A 10,431-nucleotide genomic window follows, 5' to 3' on the forward strand; every position below is an offset into this window, starting at 1 on the left:
TGTCGAAGTCGACGATCTTCTCGCTCGACATGGGCGCGCTGCTGGCCGGCACCCGCTACCGCGGCGACTTCGAAGAGCGCGTGAAGCAGGTGGTCAAGGAACTCGAGAACCACCCCGACGCGGTGCTGTTTATCGACGAGATCCACACGGTGATCGGCGCCGGCGCGACGTCGGGCGGGGCGATGGACGCCTCAAACCTGCTGAAGCCGGCGCTGGCCTCGGGCACCCTGCGCTGCATGGGCTCGACCACCTACAAGGAGTTCCGCCAGCACTTCGAGAAAGACCGGGCGCTGGTCCGGCGCTTCCAGAAGATCGACATCAACGAGCCCACGATCGAGGACACCATCAAGATCCTCAAGGGCCTGAAGGTCTACTACGAGGAGTTCCACAAGCTCCGCTACACCAACGACGCCATCAAGGCGGCGGTGGAGCTGTCGGCCAAGTACATCAACGACCGCAAGCTGCCCGACAAGGCGATCGACATCATTGACGAGGCCGGCGCCGGCCAGATGCTGCTGCCCGAGGGCAAACGCAAGAAGATCATCGGCCTGAAGGAGGTCGAGGCCGTCGTCGCCAAGATCGCCCGCATCCCGCCGAAGTCGGTCTCCAAGACCGACACCGAGGCGCTGAAGCAGCTGGAAACCGACCTGAAGCGCGCGGTCTACGGCCAGGAAGACGCCATCGACCAGCTCTCCTCGGCCATGAAGATGGCCCGGGCCGGCCTGCGAGACGGCCAGAAGCCGATCGGCTGTTACCTGTTCAGCGGCCCCACCGGCACCGGCAAGACCGAGACGGCCCGCCAGCTGGCCTCCACCCTGGGCATCGAACTCCTGCGGTTCGACATGTCCGAGTACATGGAGCGCCATACGGTGAGCCGCCTGATCGGCGCGCCCCCCGGCTATGTGGGCTTCGACCAGGGCGGCCTGCTGACCGACGCCGTCGACCAGCATCCGCACGCCGTGGTCCTGCTGGACGAGATCGAGAAGGCCCACCCGGACGTCTTCAACATCCTGCTGCAGGTCATGGACCATGGTCAGCTGACCGACTCGAACGGCAAGAAGATCGACTTCCGCAATGTGGTCCTGATCATGACCACCAACGCCGGCGCCTCCGACGCCCAGAAGAACTCGATCGGCTTCGGACGCGGCAAGGCGGACGACGAGGTGGACGAGGCGCTCAAGCGCCTGTTCACGCCGGAATTCCGCAACCGCCTGGACGCCATCGTGCAGTTCAAGTCGCTGACGCCGGAGATCATCAAGCTGGTGGTGCTGAAGTTCGTCATGCAGCTGGAGGCCCAGCTCGCGGACCGCCACGTGACCATCGAGACCTCCGACGAGGCCACCGACTGGCTGGCCAAGAACGGCTTCGACGAGCTCTACGGCGCCCGGCCCCTGGCCCGGGTGATCCAGGAGCACATCAAGAAGCCGCTCGCCGACGAGATCCTGTTCGGCAAGCTGATCAAGGGCGGCCACGTCAAGGTGGTGCTGAAGGACTCCAAGCTGGCCTTCGAGATCGAAGGCGACGAACGCGAACGCGGCGCCCCGGTCATCGAGGCCCCCGCGGAAGAGATCGAAGCGGTCGACTAGACGCGTAACAACGGTGTCATCCCGGTTTTGGCGCAGCCAAAGACCGGGACCCACAAACTCGACGGCGCCGCCCGAGCCCGGGCGGCGCCGTTTCGATTTCAGCCCGCAAAGACGTCCTGCTCGAGGAACTTGCGCCTACGCTGACCTTAGATTCCAGGCCAGCATCTCATGGTTGAGCTAGCGAGAAAAGAACAAATAAGGAACGAATGAGTTTGACGGGTCGACTGCAGCACGGCCACTGGCCTAACTGAGCTTCGCCGCGATGTGCGCCGCCATGGCCTTCAGGTCTGCCATGTCCGCCATGCCGCCGGCGCCGTGCCGCCCCAGCGCCACGCCCTCCCAGCGCGGGATGATGTGGACATGCAGGTGGAAGACGGTCTGCCCGGCCGCCGCGCCGTTGAACTGGGTCACTACCAGGCCGTCGGGATTGAGCGCCGCGCGCACGGCGCGGGCCACCCGCTGCACGCCCAGCATCAGCGGCCCGACGATCTCCGGGGCCGCGTCCAGCAGGTTGCGCGCCGTCGAGTGCTTGGGGATCACCAGGGTGTGGCCCCTGGCCTGCGGGAACACGTCCATGAAGGCGTACACGTGGTCGTCTTCGAAGACGCGCGCGGCCGGCATCTCGCCGCGCAGGATCCTGGCGAAGATGTTGCCGTCGTCGTAGGTCCCGTCCAAGCTCATGGCGCACTCCCGAGGTCTGCGGACCCTGGGTTAGCAAATCGGCGCGGGGGGCGGAACGATGGGAACGAGCGGCAGCTCTTACAACCGGTCGCCCGGGCTGACCGCACGACAGCAGAAGTGGTTCGAGTCCGTGCGCGCCGGCCTGGAGCGCGACACCGGCAAGACCCTCGACGCGTGGGTGGCGATCGCCAGGACCTGCCCGCACGACAAGCCCCGGGCCCGGGTCGACTGGTTGCGCGAGCAGCATGGCCTGGGCGTCAATCGGGCCGCCCAGGTGCTGACCGCGGCCTTTCCCAGCGCCGACGGCTGGGACGCGCCGGACAAGCTGCGCGCCGCCCTGTGGCAGGATGCGGCCTCCGAGGCGATCCTTCGGGCGCTGGAGGCCGCCGTCGCCCGGCTGCCCGACACCACCTGCGGCCAGCGCAAGGCCTTCACCGCCTTCTCGCGGAAGGTGCAGCTGGCCGCCATAAGGCCGGTGAAGGGCGGCCACGCCATGGTGGGCTTCGCCGTGGAACCCGACGCCGATGCGCGCCTTCAGCCGCGCGGCCGGAGCGAGAGCTGGGGCGACCGGTTGAAGGGCCAGATGCTGCTGACCTCGCCGGCCGAAGTGGACGGGTCGGTGGAGGCGCTGCTGCGGCAGGCCTGGGCGCGGTCCTAACCCTCGGCCTTGAACGGCGAATACTCCTCCTCCAGCCACTCCATCTCCTGCTCCACCCCGGCGCGCTCCTGCTCCAGGAACCGCTCGACGGGGCCGCGCAGCATGGGGTCGGCGATGTAGTGGGCGGAATAGACGGGCTTGGGCAGGTAGCCGCGGGCGATCTTGTGCTGGCCCTGGGCGCCGGCCTCGACGCGGGGAAGGCCGCGTTCGATGGCCCATTCGATGGCCTGGTAGTAGCAGACCTCGAAATGCAGGAACGGCACGTCCTCGATGCAGCCCCAGTTGCGGCCATATAGGCAGTCGCCGCCGATCAGGTTGAGGGCGCCGGCGATCCAGCGGCCGCGGCGCCGCGCCATCACCAGCAGCACCTGGTCGGCCATCCGTTGGCCCAGCATCGAGAAGAAGGCCCGCGTCAGATAGGGCCGGCCCCACTTGCGCGAGCCGGTGTCCATGTAGAAGCGGAAGAAGGCGTCCCAGTGCTCTTCGGTGATCGCCGCGCCCGTGAGGCAGACGATCTCCGCCTGTGCCTGGGCATCGCGGCGCTCGCGGCGGATGGTCTTGCGGCGACCCGACGACAGGGCGCCCAGGAAGGCCTCGAAGTCGGCGTAGCCGCGGTTCAGCCAGTGGTACTGCTGGCCCTCGCGCTGGCCCAGGCCCTGCTCGCCCATCCAGCGCCACTCGGACTCGGTGAGGAAATTCAGGTTCAGGCCCGAGGCCTCGTAGCGTTCGCACAGGGTCAGGCCGCCGCCCAGCAGCAGCCGCCTCGCCTCCCCCTCGTCCACGTCCGGCCGGGCCAGCAGGCGCGCGCCGGTGGCTGGAGTGAACGGCGCGGCCGCCAGCAACTTGGGATAGTAGCGCCCGCCGGCCCGCTCGTAGGCGTCGGCCCAGGCGTGGTCGAAGATGTATTCGCCCTGGCTGTGGGACTTCAGGTAGAGCGGCATCACCGCGGCCACCCGCCCGTCCGCGTCGGCGATCGACAGGTGCTGCGGCCCCCACCCGGTGCGCTCCACAGCGCAGTTCGACTGTTCCAGAGCGTCCAGAAAATCGAAACAAATGAAGGGGTTGGCGTCATATTCGGGGTTTCGGGCGCAGGCGTCCCAGGCCTCGCGGCCGATCTCGGCGATGCGGCGGGAGACCTTCACCGCCGGCGTCAGACTCATGCGGCCACGTCCATGGCAGGGGCGAAGCCCTCGAAGATCAGGTTGTCGCAGACAGCCTTGACCGTCTCCCACTGCCCGGGCTCACGCACCGTCCAGGCGATCACCGGCATGCCCTCGGCGCGCAGCCGGGCGGCGCGCGGGCTGGGCAGCATGTCGAGCCCCAGCGCCAGGAAGTGCGGCCGGGCGATCGACACATGTTCGAGCTGGGCGAATGACCGCCGCTGGGCGTCGGCCATCTGCGGCGCCTTGGCGTAGGAATAGCTGTCCAGGCCGCGCAGCACCCCGGGGTAACGGTCGGCGAACCAGGCGTGGGAATAGGGGTTGAAGCCGATCAGGCAGAGCGGGCCGTTGTGGTCGGCGATCACTTCGTGCACCCGCCGTTCCAGCGGCCCGACCTCGCCGTAAGGGGTCTTGAGCTCGATATGGACCATGGCCCGGTGGCCGACGACGGCCAGAGTCTCGAGCAGGGTCGGAATCTTTTCGTCGGAGCCGGCCAGGCGCAAGTCCGCCAGCTCTGCTGCACTGCGGTCGCGCGCGCGCCCGTCCGCGCCGGTCATGCGGGCCAGCTTGTCGTCGTGGAACACCACCGCCTCGCCGTCGGCGGACAGCTGCACGTCCAGCTCGATGCCGTAGCCGGCGGCGCAGGCAGCCTGGAAGGCCCCGAGCGAATTCTCCGGCGGGCCGTGCGGGCTCCACAGCCCCCGGTGCGCGATCGGCGGATGGAAGAGCAGATCCCAGGCCTGGCCGAAGCCCCCCTGCCCCGCAAAGGCTTTCACCGGACCTGCACCACCGCATCGACCTCGACGGCGAAGTTCATCGGCAGGCGGTAGACGCCCACGGCGGAGCGGGCATGGCGCCCCGCGTCGCCGAACGCCTCGACCATCAGGTCGGAGCAGCCGTTCACCACCTGTGGGATCTCGACAAAGCTGGGCCCGGCCTGGACGAAGCCGCCCAGTTTCACCACGCGCACCACGCGGTCGAGGTCGCCGTCGCAGGCCGCCTTCATCTGGGCCAGCAGGCTGAGCCCGCACAGCCGGGCCGCCTGCCTGGCGGTCTCCAGGTCGACGTCCTCGCCGACCGTCCCGCGGATGCCGCCCGCGGCGTCCAGCGAGACCTGGCCGGAGATGTGCAGCAGGTCGCCCACCCGCACGAAGGGGACATAGTTGGCCACCGGCGCATTGGGCCTGGGCAGTTCGATGCCGGCCGCGGCCAGGCGCTCTTCGACGTTCGACATGCCGCAGGTCTAGCGCCCGGCGGCGCAAAGAAAAAGGGCCAGCCCCATGAGGCCGGCCCTGGTACGCGTACTGGGAGGAAACGCTACGCTTACTGACGATGAAGCCCGGCGCCTGCGCGCCGGGCTTCTCGGCTTCCGGTACTTGGAAGTCTTAGCGGACGGCCTGGAACTTCTCGACGACCGCGGTGACGCGCTCGTTGATCGGCTTCATGGATTCCTTCACCGAGGAGGACACGGTGTCGGACATCTTGCCGAATTCCGACATGTAGGTTTCGAGCGCGGACTTGGCGAAGGCGGTCTGCAGTTCGACCACTTCCTGCACGCTCTTGGCGCCGGCCAGCGACTTGGCGGCGGTCACGTTGCTGTCGAAGATCGCCTTCGAGAAGGCCATCGCCTGGGCGCCCAGGGCTTCCGCGCCCTTGGCCGAAGCCGACGCCGAGGCGACGAGGGCTTCCAGGTTCTTCTTGGATTGGGCGTTCGCGTCGTTCATCGCGGCCAGGCTCTTCTCGACGCCTTCCTTGAAGGCGACATTGGAGGCGGCGGTGAATTGTTCGACGGTGTTCTTCGCGGCGTCGGCGACGGCCATGGGAGGTCTCCTAGAGTGGGCGGGGGCAACGAATTGGGCGGGCGAAGCGCCCTGGATCACAGCGTCCTTATTTCATGTTGCAGTGCAGCAGTCAACGATTTTTGTGCACTGCAACATGACGCCGTGGCGCCCATGTCCCAGGCGCCGCGACAATTGCGCTCGTTCAAACCTTGTTTACCCTCATGAAAGGGTATGCGGAGCATGCTACCGAGTCTCCAGGTGGCGCGTGGCCATCTCAACGCGTTGATTCGACGGACGAAGCATGATCCAGCACGCCCGCCACCTGCTGCTTTCGATCGGTCTGGCCGCGGCCATGGCCCTTGGCGCGGCCGCCGCGCCGGCCTCGGCCCAGGCGCCGTACCTGCAGCTGATCCCGCAGGACTCGTCCAAATACGCGGCGATCGTGGTCGACGCGCGGACCGGCGAGGTCCTCTACGGCAAACGCCCGGACGCGATCCGGTATCCCGCCTCGATCACGAAAGTGATGACGCTGTACCTGACCTACGAGGCGCTGGCGGCCGGACGGATTCGCCTGGAAGACCCGGTGGTGTTCTCGCCCCATGCCGCGGCGCAGTCGCCGACCAAGCTGGGCATCCGGGCCGGCGATTCGATCACCGTCTCCGACGCGATCCAGGGCATGACCACCCTGTCAGCCAACGACGCCGCCGTGGCCATGGCCGAGAAGCTGGGCGGTACTGAGCAGCGCTTCGCCACCCTGATGACCCTGCGCGCCCAGGAACTGGGGATGCAGAACACCCACTTCGCCAACGCCAACGGCCTGCCCGACAGCCGCAACGTGACCACGGCGCGCGACATCGCGATCATGGGCCGGGCGGTGATGCGGGACTATCCGCAGTACTACCACTACTTCAGCGAGACCTCGTTCGTGTTCCGGGGCCGCCAGATCTTCAACCACAACCACCTGCTGTCGGAAGTCGCCGGCATCGACGGGCTGAAGACCGGCTTCACCAACGCCTCGGGCTTCAACATCGCCATCTCCGGGGTGCGCGACAACCGCCGCCTGATCGTGGTGGTGCTGGGCGGCCCGACCCGGATCGCCCGCGACAAGACCGCCACCGGCCTGCTGATGACCGGCTTCGACGTGCTGGACCGCCGCGCGCGCGGCGAACAGATCACCGTCGCGCAGAACTTCTTCGAGCCGCCGTCGATGCAGGACGCGGCCCAGCCCTCGATCCAGCAGGGCGACACCGACGACCGGCTGCGGGTGGTGCTGGCCTCCTCCCCGCCGCCGTCGCGGGCCTCGCAGATCCAGATCGTCGAGCCCAAGTCGGTGCCCAAGCTGAGCGGCAAGGGCAGGAAGGCCGAGGCCGGTGGCCGCTGGACCGTCCAGGTCGGCACCTTCTCCAACCGCGCCGACGCCCGCGACCAGCTGGCGACGATGGGCAAGAAATTCGGCCAGCACTTCGACGACGCCCAGGGCACGGCGGAAAAGGACGGCGGCAAGTTCAAGGCCCGCTTCGCCGGCCTCACCGAGGACAAGGCCCGGGACGCCTGCCGCGCGCTGAAGGCCCGGAAACACCCCTGCATGGTGGTCGCCCCGCGGGGTTAGCGCTCCGCGCCCTGCGCCTGCGACCTATCCCACGGCTGTCATCCCGGTTTTCCCGCAAGGAAAGACCGGGACCCACGAATGACATCGATGCTCCGGGAAGCGGCGCCGTTTCGATCCCCCACCGTCCGTGATGTTCGTGGGTCCCGGTCTTCGCGTGCCGCGAAACCGGGATGACACTCATTTGGAGAGCAGCCGGTCCCGCGCCGCGTTGAGCTGGCTGGCCAGGCCGACGGTGCCGCCCTTGTCCGGGTGGGCCAGGCGCATCAGGCGGGTGTAGGCGGCCTGGATCTCCGCCCTGGTGGCGCCGGGCTCGACGCCCAGGATGCGGCGGGCCTCGTCCAGGCTCATGCCGCTGGCCGGCGCGGCGCGCGGCGCGCGCTTGCGGGCGGTGGACGCGAACCAGAGACCCACCACCACCAGGGCGATGCAGGGCGCCCACTCCCCGCGCACGCCGAGGAAGGCGGCCGCGGTGAAGGCGGCCAGCGCCGCGCCGCCGGAGGCGATGCGCCAGTCGCGGCCTTTGAACAGCGGCTTGCCGCCGGTGACGTAGAGGTAGAACGCCAGGGCCGCGCCGCCCAGGGCGAGATAGAGCATCCGCTATTCCGCCGCGATCCGCTCGCTCTCGTCCAGCCCGCTGAAGCCCAGCGCGCCCATCAAGGCCCGCAGTTCCTGCCGGGCGGCAACGTGCTGCAGGCTCATGGCGACGGGACGGATGGTGGGCGACAGGTCCGCCACCGTCAGGCCGAACGGGAACAGCTCGCGATAGATCACCCGGTCGCGCAGGCCGGGCCCGACGCGAAAGCCGACCTTGCGGCTCAGCGCCTCGACCCGCTCGTCCAGGCGGCGGCGGTTGCGGGCCTCGGTGGGGGCCAGGCGGTTGCGCAGCACCACCCAGTCGATCTGCTTGCGCGCGGCGGTCGCGCGCTGCTTGCGGCTGGCCCAGACGGTCTCGGCATAGAGGCTGTGGCGCTTCAGCTCCAGGGTGACCGGGTCGACCACCCCCAGCATGTCGAAGTCCACGAAGCTGTCGTTCATCGGGGTGACGATCAGGTCGGCGCGCTCGTGGGCCGCCCGCATGATGGCGGTGTCGGCGCCCGGGGTGTCGATCAGCACGAAGTCGGCGGCCTGCGAGACCTCGGCGAAGGCGGCCTCGAAGCGGGCCAGCTGTTCGGCGTCCGGCGCCTTGGCCAGCGCGTCGCCGGCGGCGCTGATCGCATGCTGGATCGGCATCGGCGCCTCGACGCGGTTGGCGGCCAGCCAGGCCGCCCGGTGGGCGAAGAAGTGGCCCATGGTCTGCTGGCGCAGGTCCAGGTCCAGGACGGCCACCTTGGCGCCCCCATGCAGCAGGGCGGTGCAGATGTGGATGGCGAGCGTGGACTTGCCCGCCCCGCCCTTCTCGTTGCCGACCACGATGACGCTGGCCTGGCCCATGGATCTCTCGCTCCTCAGAAGCCGGCGGCGGCCGACTCAGACTCCCTACGGAGTCAGCGCGGGCGGCGGCGGCGCGTCAACGGCGCGAATCGGCGCCGCCTGTGGATGGACTCACCTAGGGGCCATCGTCATAAGCCGCGCCCATGGCCGCCCTCCCCATCGTCCGCACCGTCGCCGACCTCCGCGCCCAGGTCGCAGCCTGGCGGCGCGAGGGCCTGCGCGTCGGGCTGGTCCCCACCATGGGCGCCCTGCACGAGGGCCATTTGTCGCTGGTCCGCCTGGCCCAGGCGCGGACCGACCGCGTGGTCGCCAGCCTGTTCGTCAACCCGACCCAGTTCGCCCCCAGCGAGGACTTCGACGCCTATCCCCGCGACGAAGCCCGCGACGCCGCCCTGCTGGCCGGCGCCGGCTGCGCACTGCTGTTCGCGCCCACCGTGGCGGAGATGTATGCGCCCAGCGCCTCGACCACGGTGAGCGTCTCGGGCGTCTCGGAGTCGATGGACGGCGCGGCGCGGCCCAGCCACTTCGCCGGAGTGGCCACGGTGGTGACCAAGCTGCTGAACCAGTGCGCGCCGGACGTGGCGGTGTTCGGCGAGAAGGATTTCCAGCAGCTGGCGGTGATCCGCCGCCTGGTCCGCGACCTGGACCTGCCGGTAGAGATCGTCGGCGCCCCCATCGTCCGCGCCGAGGACGGCCTGGCTCTCTCCTCCCGTAACGCCTACCTCAGCGCCGCCGACCGGCCGGTGGCGACCCGGCTCAACCGCGTGCTGACCGCGGCGCTGGCCCGACTGCGCGCCGGCGACCCGGTCGAGACCGTGGAGCGCGAGGCGGTCGCCGACCTGCTGGCGGCGGGCTTCGCCAGGGTGGACTATGTGGAAGCGCGCACGCCGGACACCCTCGACCGCCTGGGGCCCGGCCCCTCCGAGGGGCCGATCCGCCTGCTGGCCGCCGCGTTCCTGGGCCGCACCCGCCTGATCGACAACGTCGGGGACTAGGTCGTAGGGACGATTTAGGATTCCCCTGAATCGCGAGTGGTGATTCAAGACTACCTTTGGGAGGCGGTCTTGGAAGGCGAGGTTCTTAGGGACGACCAGTGGGAGCGGATCAAGCCTTTTGTGCCGGGGGGCCGGAAGGGCAAGCGGGGTCCGCGCAGCGACGGGCGGCTGTTCATCGACGCGTTATTGTGGATGGCGCGCTCAGGCGGTCGGTGGCGGGATCTGCCGGAGCGCTTCGGGCCGTTCGAGCGTGCGAAGAAGCGCTACTACCGCTGGATCGAGAGGGGCGTGCTGGCCAAGGTCTTCGAGGCCGTGGCGGCCGAGGCGGACTTGGAATGGGAGATGCTGGACGCCACCGTCATCCGGGCCCACGCCCAAGCCGCCGGAGGGCGGCGAAAAAGGGGGGACTGGACGCCCAGGCGCTTGGCCGCTCGCGCGGCGGCTTCGGAACCAAGCTCCATGTCTGCGTAGATGCGCTCGGCCTGCCGGTCCGCCTCATCCTGGGGCCTGGTCAGCAGAACGACATGGCG

General features: G+C 69.1%; 11 protein-coding genes and 1 pseudogene. 5 read left to right on the forward strand and 7 right to left on the reverse strand.

Annotated elements, in window-relative coordinates:
* Positions 1-1,586, forward strand: a 1,586-nt coding sequence (locus Q0R13_RS08130; protein ID WP_293902136.1) for an AAA family ATPase, incomplete at its 5' end; no start/stop codon positions are given.
* Between the two features lie 243 nt (positions 1,587-1,829).
* Here Q0R13_RS08130 and Q0R13_RS08135 read toward each other — a convergent pair.
* Positions 1,830-2,267 carry an HIT family protein gene (locus tag Q0R13_RS08135; RefSeq protein WP_293902139.1) on the reverse strand — a complete coding sequence of 146 codons (438 nt, stop codon included), beginning with the start codon at positions 2,265-2,267 and terminating at the stop codon, positions 1,830-1,832.
* A gap of 58 nt (positions 2,268-2,325) precedes the next feature.
* Between Q0R13_RS08135 and Q0R13_RS08140 the strand changes: the two genes are divergently transcribed.
* Entirely contained in the window at positions 2,326-2,925 is a 600-nt protein-coding gene (locus tag Q0R13_RS08140; RefSeq protein ID WP_293902142.1) for a DUF4287 domain-containing protein, read from the forward strand.
* On the opposite strand, the gene Q0R13_RS08145 is transcribed toward Q0R13_RS08140, so the two are convergent.
* The 4 genes from Q0R13_RS08145 to phaP form a co-directional block, all read right to left on the reverse strand.
* Positions 2,922-4,085, reverse strand: a complete 1,164-nt coding sequence (locus Q0R13_RS08145) for a GNAT family N-acetyltransferase (RefSeq protein ID WP_293902145.1) — start codon at positions 4,083-4,085, stop codon at positions 2,922-2,924. The two genes, Q0R13_RS08140 and Q0R13_RS08145, sit on opposite strands and share 4 nt — an antisense overlap.
* The gene (locus Q0R13_RS08150; RefSeq protein WP_293902148.1) at positions 4,082-4,861 is read right to left on the reverse strand and encodes a glycerophosphodiester phosphodiesterase; all 780 of its coding nucleotides are present in this window, start codon (positions 4,859-4,861) and stop codon (positions 4,082-4,084) included. Before Q0R13_RS08150 ends, Q0R13_RS08145 begins: the two co-directional genes overlap by 4 nt.
* Positions 4,858-5,319, reverse strand: coding sequence for a RidA family protein (locus Q0R13_RS08155; RefSeq protein ID WP_293902152.1), 462 nt, complete (start codon positions 5,317-5,319; stop codon positions 4,858-4,860). The genes Q0R13_RS08150 and Q0R13_RS08155 overlap by 4 nt, the downstream gene beginning before the upstream one ends.
* A 151-nt stretch (positions 5,320-5,470) precedes the next feature.
* On the reverse strand, positions 5,471-5,905 hold the full coding sequence (gene phaP, locus Q0R13_RS08160; protein ID WP_293902154.1) for a phasin family protein: 435 nt from the start codon (positions 5,903-5,905) through the stop codon (positions 5,471-5,473).
* A 262-nt stretch (positions 5,906-6,167) separates the two neighbouring features.
* Here phaP and Q0R13_RS08165 point away from each other — a divergent pair, with 262 nt between their 5' ends.
* Positions 6,168-7,475, forward strand: coding sequence for a D-alanyl-D-alanine carboxypeptidase (locus Q0R13_RS08165; protein WP_293902156.1), 1,308 nt, complete (start codon positions 6,168-6,170; stop codon positions 7,473-7,475).
* Between the two features lie 177 nt (positions 7,476-7,652).
* On the opposite strand, the gene Q0R13_RS08170 is transcribed toward Q0R13_RS08165, so the two are convergent.
* Together Q0R13_RS08170 and Q0R13_RS08175 are read right to left on the reverse strand one after the other, a co-directional pair.
* Positions 7,653-8,069 carry a DnaJ domain-containing protein gene (locus tag Q0R13_RS08170; protein WP_293902158.1) on the reverse strand — a complete coding sequence of 139 codons (417 nt, stop codon included), beginning with the start codon at positions 8,067-8,069 and terminating at the stop codon, positions 7,653-7,655.
* A gap of 3 nt (positions 8,070-8,072) precedes the next feature.
* Positions 8,073-8,906: a division plane positioning ATPase MipZ gene (locus Q0R13_RS08175; RefSeq protein WP_293902161.1), complete on the reverse strand. Its 834-nt coding sequence runs from the start codon at positions 8,904-8,906 to the stop codon at positions 8,073-8,075.
* A gap of 143 nt (positions 8,907-9,049) precedes the next feature.
* Between Q0R13_RS08175 and panC the strand changes: the two genes are divergently transcribed.
* Complete coding sequence (panC, locus tag Q0R13_RS08180) at positions 9,050-9,901, forward strand: pantoate--beta-alanine ligase (RefSeq protein WP_293902164.1); 852 nt, start codon at positions 9,050-9,052, stop codon at positions 9,899-9,901.
* 69 nt (positions 9,902-9,970) lie between these two features.
* Positions 9,971-10,431 (forward strand): annotated as a pseudogene (locus tag Q0R13_RS08185) (IS5 family transposase); the annotation flags it as partial.

This window comes from Phenylobacterium sp. (genome assembly GCF_025351295.1).
In the GTDB taxonomy this organism is placed as follows: Bacteria; Pseudomonadota; Alphaproteobacteria; order Caulobacterales; family Caulobacteraceae; genus Phenylobacterium.